General features: G+C 69.9%; 14 protein-coding genes. 5 read left to right on the top strand and 9 right to left on the bottom strand.

Going from position 1 to position 18,364, the window contains the following annotated elements:
• Positions 1-43: 43 nt before the first annotated feature.
• Positions 44-991 (top strand): DMT family transporter, encoded by a 948-nt coding sequence (locus CSC78_RS14660; protein WP_162338640.1) that lies wholly within the window; start codon positions 44-46, stop codon positions 989-991.
• 21 nt (positions 992-1,012) lie between these two features.
• Here CSC78_RS14660 and CSC78_RS14655 read toward each other — a convergent pair whose 3' ends face one another.
• From CSC78_RS14655 to CSC78_RS14630, 6 genes are all read right to left on the bottom strand, one after another.
• A complete protein-coding gene (locus CSC78_RS14655) occupies positions 1,013-1,435 on the bottom strand; it encodes a universal stress protein (RefSeq protein WP_162338606.1) in 423 nt (140 codons plus the stop codon).
• A 93-nt stretch (positions 1,436-1,528) separates the two neighbouring features.
• Positions 1,529-2,599, bottom strand: a complete 1,071-nt coding sequence (locus tag CSC78_RS14650; protein ID WP_162338605.1) for a GGDEF domain-containing protein — start codon at positions 2,597-2,599, stop codon at positions 1,529-1,531.
• An 89-nt stretch (positions 2,600-2,688) separates the two neighbouring features.
• On the bottom strand, positions 2,689-3,408 hold the full coding sequence (locus tag CSC78_RS14645; protein WP_162338604.1) for a pseudouridine synthase: 720 nt from the start codon (positions 3,406-3,408) through the stop codon (positions 2,689-2,691).
• A 37-nt stretch (positions 3,409-3,445) separates the two neighbouring features.
• Positions 3,446-5,881 (bottom strand): putative bifunctional diguanylate cyclase/phosphodiesterase, encoded by a 2,436-nt coding sequence (locus CSC78_RS14640; RefSeq protein WP_162338603.1) that lies wholly within the window; start codon positions 5,879-5,881, stop codon positions 3,446-3,448.
• A gap of 135 nt (positions 5,882-6,016) precedes the next feature.
• A complete protein-coding gene (locus CSC78_RS14635; RefSeq protein WP_238391291.1) occupies positions 6,017-7,615 on the bottom strand; it encodes a sensor domain-containing diguanylate cyclase in 1,599 nt (532 codons plus the stop codon).
• Positions 7,616-7,842: 227 nt separating this feature from the next.
• On the bottom strand, positions 7,843-9,741 hold the full coding sequence (locus tag CSC78_RS14630; RefSeq protein WP_162338602.1) for a DEAD/DEAH box helicase: 1,899 nt from the start codon (positions 9,739-9,741) through the stop codon (positions 7,843-7,845).
• Positions 9,742-9,920: 179 nt separating this feature from the next.
• Between CSC78_RS14630 and CSC78_RS14625 the strand changes: the two genes are divergently transcribed.
• The 3 genes from CSC78_RS14625 to CSC78_RS14615 are packed head-to-tail and all read left to right on the top strand — an operon-like array spanning position 9,921 to position 11,370.
• Positions 9,921-10,424: an RNA polymerase sigma factor gene (locus CSC78_RS14625; RefSeq protein WP_162338601.1), complete on the top strand. Its 504-nt coding sequence runs from the start codon at positions 9,921-9,923 to the stop codon at positions 10,422-10,424.
• Positions 10,425-10,454: 30 nt separating this feature from the next.
• Entirely contained in the window at positions 10,455-11,123 is a 669-nt protein-coding gene (locus CSC78_RS14620) for a serine/threonine protein kinase (RefSeq protein ID WP_162338600.1), read from the top strand.
• A gap of 25 nt (positions 11,124-11,148) precedes the next feature.
• Complete coding sequence (locus tag CSC78_RS14615; protein WP_162338599.1) at positions 11,149-11,370, top strand: RNA-binding S4 domain-containing protein; 222 nt, start codon at positions 11,149-11,151, stop codon at positions 11,368-11,370.
• A 349-nt stretch (positions 11,371-11,719) separates the two neighbouring features.
• On the opposite strand, the gene CSC78_RS14610 is transcribed toward CSC78_RS14615, so the two are convergent.
• Both CSC78_RS14610 and CSC78_RS14605 read right to left on the bottom strand, forming a co-directional pair.
• Positions 11,720-12,874 (bottom strand): COG3904 family protein, encoded by a 1,155-nt coding sequence (locus CSC78_RS14610; RefSeq protein WP_238391298.1) that lies wholly within the window; start codon positions 12,872-12,874, stop codon positions 11,720-11,722.
• A 121-nt stretch (positions 12,875-12,995) separates the two neighbouring features.
• Positions 12,996-13,385, bottom strand: a complete 390-nt coding sequence (locus tag CSC78_RS14605; protein ID WP_162338597.1) for an MAPEG family protein — start codon at positions 13,383-13,385, stop codon at positions 12,996-12,998.
• 629 nt (positions 13,386-14,014) lie between these two features.
• On the opposite strand from CSC78_RS14605, the gene CSC78_RS14600 reads away from it, so the two are divergent.
• Entirely contained in the window at positions 14,015-17,227 is a 3,213-nt protein-coding gene (locus CSC78_RS14600; RefSeq protein ID WP_162338596.1) for a putative bifunctional diguanylate cyclase/phosphodiesterase, read from the top strand.
• Positions 17,228-17,230: 3 nt separating this feature from the next.
• On the opposite strand, the gene CSC78_RS14595 is transcribed toward CSC78_RS14600, so the two are convergent.
• Positions 17,231-18,364 (bottom strand): DUF1501 domain-containing protein, encoded by a 1,134-nt coding sequence (locus CSC78_RS14595; protein ID WP_162338595.1) that lies wholly within the window; start codon positions 18,362-18,364, stop codon positions 17,231-17,233.

The following is an 18,364-nucleotide window of genomic DNA, read 5'->3' as shown; positions in this document are numbered from 1 at the left end:
GCCGGCCATCGCCAGCCATGCGGGCGTCGGCGACAATGCACGCATGCCGATGACCCCGACCGCCAAAGCCCAACTGCAGATCCACCTGTGCGTGCTGCTGTGGGGCTTCACTCCGATCCTGGGCAAGCTGATCAGCCTGTCCGCCCTGCCGCTGGTGTGGTGGCGCATGCTGATCGTGGTGGTCGCCCTCGCCTTCCTGCCGCGGGTCTGGCGCGGGCTGCGCGCGATGTCGCCGAAGCTGATCCTCGCCTACTGCGGCATCGGCCTGATCGTGGCGCTGCACTGGCTGACCTTCTATGGCGCCATCAAGCTCTCCAACGCATCGGTGGCGGTGACCTGCATCGCGCTGGCCCCGGCCTTCACCTCGGTGATCGAACCCTGGCTGACGCGGCGGCCGTTCTCCTGGCGCGAACTGCTGTTCGGTGTCGCGGTGCTGCCCGGCGTGGCGCTGGTGGTCGGCGGCATTCCCGACGGCATGCGCCTGGGCGTGCTGGTCGGTGCGCTGTCGGCCCTGCTGGTGGCGGTGTTCGGCCCGCTCAACAAGCGGCTGATCGACCACGGCGAGCCGCTGACGATCACCGGCCTGGAACTCGGCGCGGGCACGCTCCTGTTGACCCTGCTCGCGCCGCTGATGCCGATGCTGTTCCCCGCCTTCGCCGGTGACCTGTTCGTGTTGCCCGGCCTGAAGGATGGCGCACTGCTGGTGGTGCTGTCGCTGGCGTGCACGCTGCTGCCCTTCGCCCTGTCGCTGGTCGCGCTGAAGCACCTGAGCGCGTACGGCGTGCAGCTGGTGACCAACCTGGAACCGGTCTACGCCATCGTGCTGGCCATCGTGCTGCTGGGCGAACAGCGCGAACTGACGCCGCTGTTCTACCTGGGCGTGGGCATCATCCTGGCCGCGGTGTTCCTGCACCCGCTGGTGCAGCGCCCGAAGCGCATCGAGCACCCGGAGATGCTGGGCACTTCCGAGGCCAAGAACGTCGTCGACTGAAACATCATCGACTGAAGCCGGTCAGCGCGCGACCAGCACCGGCATCGGACTCAGTGCGATGACCTTCAACGCGACCGAGCCGACGAACAGCTGCTTCAGCGCGCCACGGCCATGCGTGCCGACGACGATCAGGTCGGCCTTCGATGCCTTCGCCTGCTTGACGATGCTTTCCGCCGGCTCGCCGACCAGATAGGCCTCGCGGAACGGCAACCGCGCGCGCTTGAGCGCCGTGCGCGCCTTCCTCATCGCGTAGGCGGCGTTCTCCGCGTGGTAACTCGCCACGCCATCCTTGCCCAGGTTCAGGGCAACCGAACGCAGCAGCGGCGGGTCGGCGTAGAACAGCGTCACCTCCGGCGGCTCGGCCAGCGATTTGCCGAATTCGACCAGCTGACGCACCGCCGCCAGGCCCACTTCGCTTCCATCCACGGCCAACAGGATCTTCATCGTCGTGCTCCGCATACCGGGCGAGCGCACGATGCGCCGCCGACACCGCCACGATGCGGCCGCCGGTCGCAGCCCGCATTGATCGGGATCAAGTCAGGCGGCGGCCACCACCCGGTCGCGGCCGCTGCGCTTGGCTTCGTACAACGCCTGGTCGGCGCGGCGGAACAGGGTCTCCGACGTATCGTCGCGCGAGCGTGCCGCCAGACCGATGCTGACCGACACCGGCAGGCCGATCGGCAGCAGGCCCACGGCCTGGCGCATGAACTCGCACTGCAGGCGGGCCTCTTCCAGCGAGGCGCCCGGCATCAGGATGACGAACTCCTCGCCGCCATGGCGGGCCGCCATACCGCGACCCGCGGCCTGCGACTTCAGCATGTCGGCCAGCGCGACCAGCACGCGGTCGCCCTCGTCGTGGCCATGGAGGTCGTTGACCGTCTTGAAGTGGTCCACATCGAGCACCGCGACGGCGAGCGGATCGCCGCTCTGCGCGGCTTTCCGCATGGCGCCGTCCAGTGCGGCGGCGAACGCGCGGCGGTTCGGCAGCCCGGTCAGCGGATCGGTCTTCGTCTGCTCGGACAGGTCGGCGTTCTGCTGTTCCAACTGGTCCTGGTAATGCTGCATCTGCTGCTCGTACCACGCGCGCTCCTGCAACTGGTGTCGCAGCTGCTTGCTGACGCGGCGCAGTTCCAGCAACTGCACGATCTGCCGCGACAGCGCATCCAGCGCCTGCAGCTGGAACGGCGCGAGCTCATGCGGTTGATCGTCCACCACGCACAACGCGCCGAGCGCGAATCCCTCCTGCGTCACCAGCGGTGCCCCCGCATAGAAACGGATGCCGTTGGCGGTGGCCACGAGCGGGTTGTCGGCGAAGCGGTGGTCGCGGGTCGCGTCAGGGACCACCGTCGCGGCCGTCGGATCCAGCACCGTGTGCGCGCAGAACGAGGTGTCGAGCGAGGGATCCGGGCTTCCCATGCCGACCTGCGCCTTGAACCACTGGCGGTCGCGGTCGATCAGGGTGACCGCGGCCATCGGCACGCCGCAGATGCCGGCGGCGATGCGGACCAAGTCGTCGAACGCGCGCTCGGGCTCGCTGTCGAGGATGTCGAAACCGTGCAGCGCCGCCAGGCGCGCTTCCTCGTTGTCGGGCTTGGGGGGTCGGCTCATGCCGTCTACCGGAAAGAAGACGGCCGCAGTATGCCTGCGGGTGCTGCCGAGGTAAGCCGCACTGACGCGACCGTCGTCACGCTATCGCGTCACCACGTGTCCTGCTGCGGCAGCAGGCCGCGCAGTTCCTGGTCGGTGAGGTTGCGCCAGCGTCCGGCCTTCAGGTCGCCGAGCTTCACGTTGTCGATGCGCACGCGCCGAAGCTGGGTGACGCGGTAGTCGAACGCGGCCGCCATCAGCCGGATCTGCCGGTTCAGGCCCTGCGTCAGCGTGATGCGGAAGCCGAACTTGGCGATCCGGCTGGTGCGGCACGGCAGCGTCATCTGCCCGTGCACGCGCACGCCGCGCGCCATGCCGCGCAGGAACTCGTCGGTCACCGGCTTGTTGACCGCGACCAGGTATTCCTTCTCGTGGCGGTTCTCCGCGCGCAGGGTCTGGTTGACGATGTCGCCGTTGCTGGTCAGCAGGATCAGTCCTTCCGAATCCTTGTCGAGGCGGCCGATCGGGAAGATGCGCTGCTCGTGGCCGATGAAGTCGACGATGTTGTCCTTCACCGACGACTCGGTGGTGCAGGTCACGCCGACCGGCTTGTTGAGCACGATGTACACGTGCTTGCGCTTGCCGGCCTTGGCGGCGCGCTGCTTGATCGACTGGCCGTCGACACGCACTTCGTCGCCCTCGCCCACCACCGCGCCCATGCCGGCTGCGAGGCCGTTGACGGTCACGCGGCGCTCGGCGATCAGGCGGTCGGCCTCGCGGCGGGAACAGAAGCCGGTCTCGGCGATGTGTTTGTTGAGGCGGGTGGTCATGCCGCCATTATCCGGGATCGGCCGCCCGGCGGGGGCCTCAGGCGGGTTCGGCCAGCGCCCCGGCGGGCACCGCGTCCACGCTTTCGTCGACCACGAGTTCGCCGATCGGGCACGGGACATGGACGGCATAGCCCTGCGCATAGCCGATGCCCACCTCGCTCAGCTGCGCGAGCACGGCCTCGCTTTCCACCCACTCCGCCACCGTGACCTTGCCCAGCGCCTGGCCCATCTGGCTCATGGAGCGGACCAGCGCCAGGTCGGACTCGCCGCGGGCGAGATCGCGGATGAAGGCGCCGTCGATCTTCAGGATGTCCACCGGCAGGCGCTTGAGGTAGGCGAACGACGACAGTCCGCTGCCGAAGTCGTCCAGCGCAATCCGGCAACCGCGCGCGCGCATCGCATCGATGAAGCGGCAGGCATCGTCCAGATTGGCGATCACCGCCGTCTCGGTGATCTCGAAGCACAGCCGCGTCGCGACGCCCGGATGCCGGTCCAGCAGCAGGCCGACGTGTTCCAGGAACGCCGGATCGGCGATGGACTGCGCGGACACGTTCACGTGGCACAGCTCCACCTGCGCGAGATGGCCGGGATGCCGTGAAAGGAACCCGCACACCGCATCCACCACGAAGCGGTCCACCGCCATGCCCTGGCCATAACGCTCCATCGCCGGCAGGAAGACGCCCGGCGCATGCACCTCGCCCTCGCGATCGCGCAGGCGCACCAGCACTTCGTACTGCAGGCGTCCCTCGCCGGCCAGCGGAACGATCCGCTGCGCGTACAGCAGCAGGCGCTGTTCGGCGATGGCGAGCTGCGTGTGGGCGACCCACTCCAGTTCGCGCCGTCGACGCGACAGGCTGGGATCGGAATCGCGGTAGCAGCGGATGCGGTTGCGGCCCTCTTCCTTGGCCACGTAGCACGCGGCGTCGGCGGCGCGCAGCAACCAGTCGACATCCACCGCGTCGTCGTTGATCTCGGCCACGCCGATGCTGCAGTTCAGGCCGAACATGCGGCCGTTCCAGCGGAAGGCGTCCTCGCCGAGCGCGGCATGGATCCGTGCCATCGCCGTCTCCGCTTCTTCCAGCGTGGTGTCGTGCAGCAGCACGGCGAACTCGTCGCCGCCCAGCCGCCCCACCCAGTCGTCGCGGCGCAGCTGCGCCGCCAGGCGCTGCGCGAACTGGCACAGGAAGCGGTCACCGGCCTCGTGGCCGCAGGTGTCGTTGACCAGCTTGAACTGGTCCAGGTCGATGAAGCACAGCGTGTGCCGCCGGCGGCAGCCGCGTGCGCTGCCGAGGGCACTGCCCAGCCGCCTCGCGATCTCGCGGCGGTTGATCAGGCCGGTCAGCTCGTCGTGGCTGGCCTGGTGCGCGATCTCGCAGGCCAGTTCGTGCGCCTCGGACACGTCTTCCGCCAGCACGAACACGCCTTCGCCGCATCCCGTACGCGCGTCCACCACGGAGGCGGTCCAGCGCACCCAGCGCACATCGCCGCCGGGCCGCAGGAAACGGCGCTCGCCCGGCTCGCACACGCGGTCCCAGTCGATGCCGCCCGCCGTATCGCGCGGCAGGTCGTCGGCGTGCAGCACGTCTGCCAGGCCCAGCCCGCGCAGTTCCGGCAGCGGGCGCGACAGGATCTGCGCGAGCGCTTCGTTGGCCTGGGTCAGGCGGCCGTCGCGGTCCAGCTTGAGCATGCCCACCATCGACTGGTGGAAGGCCATGCGGAACTCGCTCTCCGTCTCGCGCACGCGACGCAGGGTGCTGCGCACGACGTACAGGGCATAGGCGCACAGGACGACGACCACCAGCGCGCTCAGCGCCAGCAGCACACGCCGCATGAAGTTGGCGCCATCGGCGAGCGAACGCGAGAACGCCAGTTCCTTGGGGCGCACGCGTGCGTCGATCACCATCAGCTGGCGCTGGTAGGCCTCGATGCTGGCGGGATCGAGCGCACCCCGCGCCTGCTCCGCTTCCAGAGCGTCGGCGAGCGTGACGAGATGCTGCAGTTCCACCTCGGCTTCGCGCCACAGGCGCACCGAGTCGCGGAAATACGGTGCGTCGGCCAGCACGCGGTACATCCAGATCAGGCGCCCGATGTCGTCCGGTGCGTTGTTGCCTTGCAGGAACCCGGCACGCGCGGCGGCGAGGTCGACGGGATCGCGCTCCAGCGCAAGCCGGCCGTCGCGATCGCCGAGCGGGATGCGCAGCGCAGCGCGTGCCTCGGCAAGGTCGGCGGGCTGCGCATGGCTGGCATAGCGGTACAGGCCATGCACGGCGCGCTGCTGAGCCTTGGACCAGTGGCTCTCGCCGATGATGTAGGCCGTCGCGCCTGCCTGCGTTTCCAGCACGGCGGCCGTCAGCAGGGCGCCGAGCGCGGACAGCAGGATCAGGGCCGCCACGCGTGCAGGCAGCCGCTGCAGCCCGCGATCGTCGCCCTGACGGCCGGGCCGTCCCCGGTCCCTGGCTATTCCGTTGTCCACTGATGGCTCCCCTTGGTCCGCGCGGCAGGAAGGCTCCCGCGCCGGACCCTGCCGTCGTTCATCGGCCGCAGTCTGCATGGCTTGAGGACCCAGGCCGGATCCGGGGAGGTCGCGCCGACCAGCGGTTGCGCGGCATCAGTCCTCGCCGTCGCGCGCGGCCTCGGCATCGACCACGCGGTCGCGCCCCGCGTGCTTGGCACGGTACATGGCGCCATCGGCGCGCCGCAGCAGCGAGGCGGCATCGGCATCTTCGGCGATCAGCGTGGCCAGGCCGATGCTGGCGGTGACGGCCAGTCCGTCGACGCCCAGGCTCGCGCCCGCGGCGCTGACCTGGCTCCGCATCGCCTCCAGCCGCGCACGCGCGGTCGCGCCGCCGATGCCCGGCAGCAGTACCAGGAACTCCTCGCCGCCCATGCGGATCACGTCCGCCGGATCGCGCACCGCCGCGGTCAGCGTCGCCGCGACCGCGACCAGGACGCGGTCGCCGGCTTCATGCCCGTGCACGTCGTTGATGCGCTTGAACAGGTCGATGTCCAGGAAGCCCACCGCCAGCGTGTCGTCGCTGGCGCGCGCGTCGCGCATGTGCTGTTCCAGCCGCTTCAGGCCGGCGCGCCGGTTCGGCAGGCCGGTCAGTTCGTCGGTGTCGGCGAGCGCACGCATCTCGTCGCGCTGGCGACGCAACTGGCCCAGGCGCAGGTTCAGCACGTACGCGCTGACGGTCAGGAACCAGGTGATCGAGAGCTGGATGGCTTCGACGCGGTATTCGATCAGGAGGCAGTTGTCGGCCAGGTCCATCGCCGCCATCGCCAGGAACGGCAGCACCGCGGCGATCGCCGGCACGGCGTCGGCGCGATGGCGGCGCAGCAGCGCGACGCCCAGCGCGAACACCACCACGCCCCCCATCACGAAGCCGCTGTCCATCGCCGTCGCCAGCCGCGACAGGCCCGCGGTCGGCAGCCACGCCGCCGCCACGGCCAGCGCACACAGGCCAGCGGTAAACCACGGCAACCAGCGCTGGGTCTTCGGCCAGAGGCGTGCACCGCCGACCAGCAGCCACATCACGTACAGCAGGATCGGCAGGCCGACGCAGGAGAACGCCACCAGCCAGCGGGTCTCCTGCCCGTCGACCGGCAGCCACGGTTCGGGATAGCCGCTCAGGCCGCTCAGCACCGACTGCCCCAGCACGCTCAACGCGCACAGCAGCGCGTAGCCGAAGAAGACGCGGTCGCGCGTGCTCAGGAAGCCCATCAACGCCATGAAGGCCAGCGCGATGGCGATGGCCACGCAGGCGGTGCGCACCAGCAGGCGCGCGGTGTCGAACTGCTGCACGGGGCTGGGTGCGCCGATGCGCACGGTCGGGATCCAGCCGGGTTTGAGCGGCTTTTCCCACGCAACCTGGATCGGCTCATGGTTCCCGGCCGGGGGCACCACCACCATGCCGACGCCTGCGCGGAAGCGCGAGTCGCGCGTGCGCGCGTCGTGCATGCGCCCGCAGATCTCGCGGTCGCCGTGGTGCACGCGCACCTCGCCAGCGAAGATGTTGAAGACATTGATCGCCTGCGGCGCGCCCGACCAGCCGCCGGGCGGCGCGGGAATCTCGACGCGTTCGGTCAGTTCCGCCTGCATTTCGGGCGTGCAGTGACGCTGCGGGGCCTGTTCGGACGTGGGTGCGCCGGTGACCAGGTAGTCGCGGCCGACCTGGGGGGCGGCCAGCGCCGGGCACGACAGGGCCACGAGCAGCCACAGCCACCCCGTGATTCCGACGATTCGCCCCCTGCTCCGCTTCACTGACACTCCGGTACGTCGCCGCTTACCGACCTCCGGTGCGCTGGCGTGCGCCTACGAAATGCAATTTCCATGCCACGGCCGACGCGATGGCTGCGCCGTCACTGGATGTCCCGATGCCGGCACGCTGGCCCAGCTCCGTTCCCCGGCCCGTCCGCGCCGGTGGACATCAACGGTCACTCGCGCGGCGGACCCTTGCGGTGCGGCTTGCCTGCGCCGAACGGCTTGTCGCCGCGCGGCTTGCCCTTGCCCGGCCCGCCGAACTTGCGCGGCGGCGCGGCGCCCGCACCGGCGCCACCCCCCTCGCCCGGCTTGTGGATGCGCAGCTGCTGGCCGGACACCCAGACCTTCTTCAGGTGCATCAGCACCTCGCGCGGCATGCCTTCGGGCAGGTCCAGCGTGGTGTGGTCGTGCTGGATGTCGATGCGGCCGATGTAGCGGCTTTCCAGCCCGGCCTCGTTGGCGATCGCGCCGACGATGTTGGCCGGCTTCACGCCGTGGGCATGGCCCACTTCGATCCGGTAGGTCTCCATGCCGACCTCGGGCGCACTGCGCGGTGCCTTGTCGGCGCGCGGGCGGTCGGTGTCGGGGCGTTCGATCTTCGAGCGCTCCGGCTTGTCGAAGCTGCGTGCCGGGCGTTCGCCCTGGCTGTCGTCGCGGCGCGGACGCTCGTCGCGCTCGCGGCGCGGCGCATTGCCGTAGGTCTCGCTGCGCACCGGGCGCTGTTCGCGCGGCGTGCGTTCCTGCGACAGCAGCAGCGGCGTGTCGCCCTGCACCAGCTGCGCCAGCGCGGCGGCGATGTCCACCGCCGGCACGTTCTGCTCGCGCTCGTAGCGCTCGATCAGCGCGCGGAATTCGCCGGCCTTGCCCGACGCCAGCGTGTCGGTGATGCGCGCCAGGAACTTCTCCACGCGGCGGTCGTTCACCGCTTCCACGCTGGGCAGCTGCATCTCTTCGATCGGCTGGCGGGTGGCGCGCTCGATCGAGCGCAGCATGCCCTTCTCGCGCGGCGTGACGAACAGGATCGCGTCGCCGGCGCGGCCGGCACGGCCGGTGCGGCCGATGCGGTGCACGTAGCTTTCGGTGTCGTACGGGATGTCGTAGTTCAGCACGTGGCTGATGCGCTCCACGTCCAGGCCGCGCGCCGCCACGTCGGTGGCCACGAGGATGTCGAGCTTGCCGTCCTTGAGCTGCTGGATGGTCTTCTCGCGCGCCGCCTGCTGCATGTCGCCGTTGATGGCGGCGGCGGCCAGGCCGCGCGCCTGCAGCTTGTCGGCCAGCTCTTCGGTGGCCGCCTTGGTGCGGGCGAACACGATCATGCCGTCGAACGGTTCCACTTCCAGGATGCGGGTCAGCGCATCCAGCTTGTGCATGCCGCTGACCCACCAGTAGCGCTGGCGGATGTTGGCCGAGGTGGTCGTCTTCGAGGCGATGTTCACCTCGACCGGGTCCTTCAGGTAGGTCTGCGCGATGCGGCGGATGGCCGGCGGCATCGTCGCCGAGAACAGCGCCACCTGGCGCGTCTCGGGCGTCTTCTTCAGCACGGTCTCGACGTCGTCGATGAAGCCCATGCGCAGCATTTCGTCGGCTTCGTCCAGCACCAGCGTGGTCAGGCCGGACAGGTCCAGCGAGCCGCGCTCGAGATGGTCGATCACACGGCCGGGCGTACCGACGACGACATGCACGCCGCGCTTCAGCGCCTGCAGCTGCGGGTAGTAGCTCTGGCCGCCGTAGATCGGCAGCACGTGGAAGCCGGGGATCTTGCCGGCGTACTTCTGGAACGCCTCGGCCACCTGGATCGCCAGCTCGCGCGTCGGCGCCAGCACCAGCGCCTGCGGGCTGGTGGCGTTGGGCTTGATGTTGGCCAGCACCGGCAGCGCGAACGCGGCGGTCTTGCCGGTGCCGGTCTGCGCCGTGCCCAGCACGTCACGGCCGGCCAGCATGGCGGGGATGGTGGCCGCCTGGATCGGCGACGGGGTCTCGTAGCCCACCTCGGTGACCGCTGCCATGACAGGCGCGGGCAGGCCGAGATCGGCGAACAACAGGGGGGCGGACGAGGGGGATTCGGTAGACATGCGGACACTCCGGTGGCGTCGCGGAGCCGCACGCCGAGCCGCGTATTGTGCGCCTTCGGGGGGCTCCTGTCGCGTTGCAGCACGAACCGGGGGCCGGGGCCGTGATTTTTCCGCCGCCCCGGCGAATTACCTTCCAGACCGCACAATCGACGGGTGCCGGGATGGAAACGATCACGATCATGAACCCCCTGACGGACACGGACGCCTCCACGGACTTCCCGCGCCTGCTGCAACAGCACCGCGGCGTCCTGATGAAGGTGGCCGGCACCTACGCCTGGCACCCCGACGACCGCGACGACCTGGTGCAGGAGATCGCCACCCAGCTGTGGCGCGCCTGGCCGGACTACGACCCGGCGCGGCCGTTCTCCACCTGGATGTACCGGATCGCGCTGAATGTGGCCATCTCCCACGTCCGCAGCCGTACCCGCGGCATGCAGCCGGAGGCCTGGCACGAGGACCACCACGACCTGGCCGACCCGCGGGCGCACGACCACGAGGGCCGCCAGCACGTCGACCTGCTGTACCGCTTCATCCAGGCGCAGCCGCCGCTCGACCGCGCGCTGCTGCTGCTCTACCTGGAAGACCACAGCTACCGCGAGATGGCCGACGTGCTCGGCCTGAGCGAAACCAATGTCGCCACCAAGATCGGCCGGCTGAAACAGCGGCTGCGCCAGGAACTCTGACCGATGACTTCTTCCTACGGAAACGCCGCCATGGAACCCGATGACCTGAAACTCGCCTGGCAGACGCTGTCGCGCCGCCTGGAACGCCACGACGCCCTGCAGACCCATGTGCTGCTGGAGCAACGCAAGCAGAAGGCGCTAACCAGCCTGCGCCCGCTGTTCTGGGGCCAGGTGGTGCAGACGCTGTTCGGCATTCCCTTCCTCCTGCTGGCGGCGCTGCTGTGGATCGTCGGCGGGCAGTCCGGCGGACTGCCATGGACGACGATCGTGGCCGGCATCGTCGTGCAGCTGTACGGCATCGCCACGATCGCGATGGCCGGCCAGACCCTGCTGCGCATCCGCGAGATCGACTGCACGCAACCTGTCGTCGACATCCAGAAGCGGCTGGCCACCGTACGCCGCACCTACCTCGTCAACGGCATGCTCGCCGGCCTGCCGTGGTGGTTCCTGTGGGTACCGCTGCTGATGGTGCTGGCCGGGCTGGGTGGGAACGACCTGTATGCGAAGGCGCCGGCGCTGGTGTGGATCGGCCTGGGCGTGGGCGTGGCGGGCCTGGCCGCGACGGCCTGGTTCCATCGCTGGTCGCGCGATCCTTCGCGGCCGCGGCTGGCCAGTGCGATGGAGGCCAGCATCACCGGCGGCAGCCTGCGGCGTGCGCAGGCGCGGATCGACGAGGTCGCACGCTTCGAAGCCGACTGAGCGGCCCTCGCGTAGACTGGCGTGCATGCAACGCATCGACTTCGACCTGGACGCCGGCCACGACTTCGTGGAACTCAACCAGCTGCTGAAACTGGTCGGCATCGCCGACAGCGGCGGCCAGGGCAAGGCGATCGTGGCCAGCGGCGCGGTGACGGTGGATGGTGCGGTGGAACTGCGCAAGACCGCCAAGATCCGTGCCGGGCAGGTGGTGCGGATCGACGACGCCGAGATCCGGATCCAGGGCTGACGGACGCGGGACGCGCAGGAGACGCCGGCGTCATGGCCCTGTGAGGGCCCAGCGACGCTCTCCTCACACAAAGACTGGGCGTCCAGTCTTTTTGCCTGACGCGCGAGTGAAAAAGTCTCGCTCTACTCACACGACGGCTGGGCGTCGCGTCTTGTTGCCTGTCGTGCCAGTGAAAAAGACTGGCTCTACTCACGTAAGGACTCGCCGCTGAGTCTTTCTGCCCCGCGCGCCAGTGAAAAAGACCCGCTCTAGTCACACGACGACTGGGCGTTGACTCTTTCAGCCTGGCGTACCAGTGGAAAAGACTGCCGCGGTTCGCGCTGACTCTCTCCCCGCGCGGACCTCAAACTCAATGCGCGGCGCCGGCGTCCAGTGGTGCGGCATCCGGCGTGTCGTCCGCCGCATCGGGCGCGGCGTCCGCATCCGCCATGCGGTCGAACTCCGACAGCGGGCTGTCCGCCGGGCACTTGGTGTCCGGGAAACCGAACTGGGTACGCAGTTCCAGGCCGCACGCCTGCATGTCGTCCAGCCCGGCGCCCGACTTCTTGCAGCTGCTGTCGAAGCTGCGCATGAAGGCGTCGCGACGCATCACGAAGTCGTCGCCGCAGCGGCGCATCAGCTGCAGGCGGTCCAGGTCGTCCTGTGCGGCGTTGGTGCCGTCCAGGCCGTATTCCTGCAGCTCGTCCTTGCTGAGCAGGCGCAGGCGGCGGTTGGGCACGGTCATCATCAGGTCGGCCACCGCGACCGCGACGCCGTTGCGGGACAGGTAGTCCTTGACGCGGTCATAGACGCCGCGCAGTTCCTCGTTGAGTTCGGCGCGGGTGGTAGCGGTGGAACTCATGCGGATGATGCGGTGCACGCCGACCTTGCCGGAGATCATCCGGTTGTCGCCCGCGCCCAGCACGAACACGCAGGCGCTGTGGCAGACCGAGCCCTCGCGCACCCAGATGGTCCAGCCGCCGGCGCCGATGGCGTCGCCTGCCCGGATCGCGTCCTCGACCTGTCCGCCGGCGGAATCGAGGTCCAGGATGCGCTTGTGGATGCCCATGCGGCCGGCGATGTCGGCGACCCGCGTGACCAGATCGGTGAAATCGGCGGCGATCTTGCCCTGGTAGCGCAGCCGCAGCACCCCGCCCTTCTGGCACGGCGACAGCGCATCGACCACGCTGAAGAACGCCAGCGACTCCAGCGGGGTGCCGTCGCCCTCTTCGGTGTTGTATTCAGCCTGGCAGCTGATCCAGGCCTTGCCTGAGGTCACCTTCGACAGCGGCCAGTCGGTCGTCGTGCGCGCGCTCGGGGCGTCTGCCGGCGCAGACACCACCGGCCCGGTCGATACCGCGCCGTCGCCGCGCTCGGCCTGCCTGGCCGGCGTGTCGGTGGTCGATGCGGGCGGCGCCTCGGCCACGGCATCGGGCGCACCCTCGGTAGCCGACGGACCACAGGCGGCCAACAGGACAGCGATCAGCAGCGAAGCGAGGGCGAGATGGGGCTTGCGGGACAGCATCCGGTCGATCACGGCGCGACGCCAGACCGCGAGGGCCTGGCATGGAGGGGGGCGACCTAGTCTAGGGTCAAATCGCGCGCGCCGGCCCACCGTGCGATGAACCCGGGACCGCAGGTTCGCCTCACAACAGCGCCCACAGCACCTGCAGCAGCCCCCACAGCGAGACGGCCCAGATCACGGTGCGCACGTAGGGAATGCCCGCCGCATACACAGGAACATAGAGGAGTCGCGCCCAGAAGTAGCACTGCGCACCCAGGGCGGTCGTGGCATCGCCACGGTCGAGCACCACCACCGCGAGGACGGCGGCAGCGAAGAACGGGAACGTCTCCAGGAAGTTGCGCAGCGCGCGGTCCGTGCGGGCCGCCACGCCGGTCAGCGGCGGAAGCACGGCATCGCGTGCGCCGACATTCCACTTCAGCCCGCGCTGGTGGGTGGTCAGCGCCGCGCCCAGCAACACGTGCACCAGGCCCAGGGCGACGGACCAGGCCAGCATTTCCAGTTCGATCGGCATGGCAGCGCGTTCCTGGGCGAAGGGCCGCCACTCTAGCGCAGCCCGCGGCCTGCGTGCCGTACCGACCGGCGGCATGGAGACGATGTCCCGCTCGCCTCCCCTCACCACGCTGCGCTTCGCGCTGGCGCAACCGATGACCCGCCGCATACGGCGTTGGCGCGGACCACGCGGACGACGTCGGCCAGCAGCCGTGTGGCCTGTTCGCACAGGGTGGCGAACTGAACAACGGTATGCCGCTGGAAGCGGCCGGCGCAACGTCATTCGCGTTCATGCAGCGCGCGACATGGCAGCCATCGGATCATGGACGCGGCGTGATCTGCACGAAGCGAACCTCGACGGCACGCCGCTGGATGCGCCGCTGGCCGGGGCGGCATCTCCGGTCGATGGGACGCGGCGCCCGATCGCACACCGCAGCCAGCCAAAGATTGACGCAGGTCACACGCGTGCATCGCATGACGATGCCGCTTTCCACGAACTTCCGGCCTGCACTACACGCATTTCTTCCACGCCGGCGCCTCGCCTGCGGGCGAAGGGCCCTGCCCTTCCTGAACGAGGACGGTCGCGCTTGCGGCCAGCAGGTGATTTGGGTATCACAGTGCCACGGAGCGTCGGCTCCGCAGGGGAATGCATTGGCAATACACCAGGACCTTTGGCGGCCTGTCCAATGGGCACAGCGCTTTGCGGCCGCGTTCGCGTGGCTGCTGGCCGCCACGCTGACCCTGGTGGATGCAGGCAGCGGCCATTTCCTCGACGACAGCGTGCCGGTGGTCGGCGTGCTGGTGGCCATCGCCACGTGGCGCAACACGCAACGTCCTGTCCGCCTGGCCGTGGCAGGCCTGCTGAGCATCCTGCTCCTGCTGCACGCGTGGCAGTTCCACGCACTGGGTACGTGCCTGGTGCTCATTGCGGCGACGGTGATCGCCTGGGCACGGGTCTGGCGCGGTTTCTGGCCGGAATTCGTCATGCGCGTCTTCGCCGCGGCCCTGCTGCTGCTCGCGATGCAGCCGGTACTGGGCGCGCTGCAGGCCGGCAGCCGCGTGCCGGAAATCGGCTGGGCGCTGTCGCTGTCGGCGCTGGCGATGTTCCTGCTGGTGTACACGCCGTCGCTGCGCGAAGGGCGCACGCTGGACATCAGTACCGAACTGGTCGCCTTCGTCCTGGCGTTCGCGGTGATCGCGCTGATCGGCTGGCACGTGCCCGGCAGTCTGGTCGGCAAGATGGGCGTGGACTTTCCGCCGATGCGACCGATCTCCACCCTGTGCGTCGCCGGCGTCGCCTTCGCGCTGCTGCTGCGGCAGCGCGAACAGGAGCGCGCCGCGTGGATCGTGCTGGCCCTGGTCACGGTGCCTTTGCTGTTCACGCTGTTGCAGACGCTGGGCGGCATCACAACACCCGTCAACGCGCTGCTTCACCGGTTGGGCTGGCTGCCGACGCCGACGCTGCCCCTGATCGGTGGCTATACCGACTACGGCGTGCTGACCGCGTGGCTGGCGGTCGCCGTGCTGCCATCGCCGTTGCAGCGGTGGGAAAGCGTGCGCTGGGGCATCACCCGCGGCCTCGGCATCGCGATGGCATCGGTCGCAGGCATGGCGACGCTGGGACTGCTGATCCAGTTGCCGTATCACCAGGAAGGCCTGTCGATCTACCAGATATCGCTGACGGCCTCCGCCCAGATCGTGGCGCTGGGCCTGGCGCTGGCGGTGGCGGGCGAGAACTCGCTGCGCGAGCGCATGTTCGGCGTGCTGCCGATGGCGGCGGCGCTGATGCTGGGCGGACTGTACTGGACAGCCGCGTCCGGCGATCGCGATGCGATGGCGCGCAACGTCATGAAGACGCAGACGGCCACCACCACGCCGACGTTCGTGCGCGGCATCGAACTGCGCCGCAGCGCGCTGCGCCAGTTGTCCGCGTCCCTGAGCGCGGCCACGCCGGAGGCCGCCGAGACCCTGTTCGACCACTACGTCCATGACATGGTCGGTGCCTTCGCCGGCTTCCGCGTGGTCCGCAGCGTGGGCGACGACGGTCGCGAGTTCCGCTGGGTGCAGCCGGGGTTCGAGGCGCCGGTGGCCCCTTCGCCGCCCGTGCCGGTCGCGGACGCGGGCCACCTGCTGCCGGTCGCGGGCGGCTGGTGGCTCACCGTCGACACCGCAGGGCGCCGCACGCAGGGCTTCATCGCGCTGGACGATTTCGTCAGGACGCTGAGCAAGGCGGTGCTGTCGGACCGGCCGGTGCGCGCTACCGCCGTGGGCATGCCGGCGGTGGAACAGGGGCAGCCGCAGGGCACGCCACTGTCCATCGAACGCGTCTCGCTGCCGGGTCACGACGTGCAGCTGGAACTGTGGGCGCCGCCATCGCTGACCTCGTTCACGCTGCCACGCGCGCTGGTGGTCGGCGGCCTCAGCAGCGGCCTGCTGATCGCCTTCGTGCTGTTCCTGCTGGACATCTCGCGCCGACGCTCGTCGGAAGCGGCGGAAACCGCACGCTCGCTGCTGCTGGAAACCGAACGCCGCCTCGATGCACAGCGTCGGCTCAACGATGCCGCCGCGATGGACAGCGCCACCGGCCTGCCGCGCTTCTCGGCGCAGGCCAGCCTCATCGCCGAGCGGATCGCCGCGCCGGCGGCGCACGGGCACGGGCACGGGCTGGCGATCGTCGACCTCGACGGCTTCGGCATGGTCAACGACTCGTTCGGGCACGACGGCGGCGACGAAGTGCTGCGCAGGATGGGCCAGCGGATCTCCGCGGCCTGCGAGGACCAGGGCGGCGTGTACCGCTACGGCGGCGAAGGGTTCCTGGTGCTGTTCCCCGACATGGACATCGACCAGCTCAACCGGTGCGCGGAAGAGATCCGTCGCGCCGTGGGGCAGCCGGTCGCGCTGTATTCCACCCATCCGTCGTTCACGGTCACCGCCAGCATCGGCCTGGCACACGCACCCGAGCATGGTGCCGACCTGCAGACGCTGCTGCGCTGCGCCGACGACGCCCGCCACCTCGCCAAGCGCGCGGGGCGCAACCAGGTGCGCCTGCCGTCGGCCACCACGCAGCAGGAGACCAGCGACCGCCTGAGCCGCGTCACGGCCCTGCGCGAGGCCGTCGCCCGGGGCCAGTTGAGGCTGGTCTACCAGCCCGTGGTCGCCGGCGATTCGTCGCAGCTCATCGGGTTCGAAGCACTGGCGCGCTGGCGCCATCCCGCCTGGGGCGACGTGCCGCCGTCCGTCTTCATCCCGTTGGCGGAAAGCGCGGGGCTGATGGAGGACATCGGCCACTTCGTGCTGGAGCAGGCGTGCCAACAGCTGGCGCGCTGGCGCGCCATGGGCCTGCGCACGCTGGGCATGGCGGTGAACCTGTCGCCCAGCCAGCTCGGCCAGCCCACGCTGGCACCGTGGATCGCCGACTGCCTGCAGCGCCATGACCTGCCGGCCGACGCGCTGACGCTGGAACTCACCGAAAGCGTGCTGGTGGAAGACATGGGCGCCGCGCAGGACATGCTGCAGGCGCTGCACGCGCTGGGCGTGCGGCTGGCGCTGGACGATTTCGGCACGGGGTATTCCAGCATGGCCTACCTGCAACGCCTGCCGCTGGACATCATCAAGATCGACCGCAGCTTCGTGGACGGCATCGCCACCGAAAGCACCGACCGCGCCATCGCACGCACCATCCTCGTGCTCGCACACGAAATGGGCATGCGCACGATCGCCGAAGGCGTGGAAACGTCCGAACAGATGCAGGCATTGCAGCAGATGGGCTGCGACGAGATGCAGGGCTACTTCTTCGGCCGACCGATGGAGGTCGACGAGGCCACCACGCTGGCGCGCGGCGAACTGCGCCACGGCGCCGGCTGACGCTCAACCGCGCAGCAGATCCTTCATCGCGGTCGTGCCACCGCTGTCGGGGAACACCCGGGCATCGAGCGTCGTGCGCGCGATGCCGAGGTGATCGCCCACCACGCCCTTGAACACGCTGCGCAAGTCAGCGGTCGCGCGAAGGTCGCGCCCTTCGTTGAGTTGCGATGGCGACAGGCCAGGCCAATCGCCGGCGACCCGTCCGCCGGCGACGGCGCCGCCGGCCAGCATCGCCAGCGTGCCGGTGCCATGATCGGTGCCGCCCGTGCCGTTCACCGCCGCGGTACGACCGAACTCCGTGGTCACCACCACCACCGTGCGCGACCACGCTTCGCCGATACCGTCGTGGAACTGGCGCAGGCCCTGGTCGAGTTCGGCCAGCTTGCGCGCCAGCACCGGCCCCTGCTGCGCATGCGTGTCCCAGCCGGTGTTCTCGACGAAGCCGACGCGCGGCCCGCCGTTCGCCGCCATGAAGCGTGCCGCCGCGGCCATCGCCTGCGGCAGGCGCGCGACGTTGCCGCCGGCCTGCATGCCCTGCGCGGCGACCGCCTGTTCGAACGGATGCGCGAGGTGCGGATCGGCGGCGTACAGCGTCTGCAGGCGCTGCAGCAGGATCGGGTTGACGTCGTCGGGCAAGGGCGGCGACCACGTCGTCGCCTCGGCCGGACCGCGCAGGATCAGCGGCATCACCGTGCTGACCGACAGCGCGCGCGATGACGGCAGCGCGGCCACGCAGCGGTTGAGCCAGCCGCCGGAGGCGCCGCCGGTGGCGGCCGTGCCGCTCTCCAGGTTGTCCTGCGCTTCGAAGTGCGAGCGCTGCCGGTACGGCGGCGCCACCGCAAGCACGGGCATCCATTCGCGACGCGCATACAGGTCATGGCTGAAGGCCAGCGCCGGATGCAGGGCGAAATCCGCATCCAGCCGCCGCGCATCGGCCACGGCCAGGCGACCGCGCAAGGCCGCGTGCTGCGGATCGCCGGTGGGGACGACCGCATGCAGGCCATCCAGTCCACCACGCAGCAGCACGACCAGCAGGCGTGTATCGTCTCGTCCGCTCGCCTGCGCGAAACGCGGCCACAGGCTGAGCGTGGTGGCGGCCGCACCGGCGGCGAGGAAATGGCGTCGGGTGATCGACAT

It is taken from the genome of Pseudoxanthomonas japonensis, from assembly GCF_010093445.1.
Taxonomy (GTDB): Bacteria; Pseudomonadota; Gammaproteobacteria; order Xanthomonadales; family Xanthomonadaceae; genus Pseudoxanthomonas_A; species Pseudoxanthomonas_A japonensis.
Note: the sequence above shows the minus strand (reverse complement) of the source record. Positions and strands in the feature narration are given on the sequence as shown.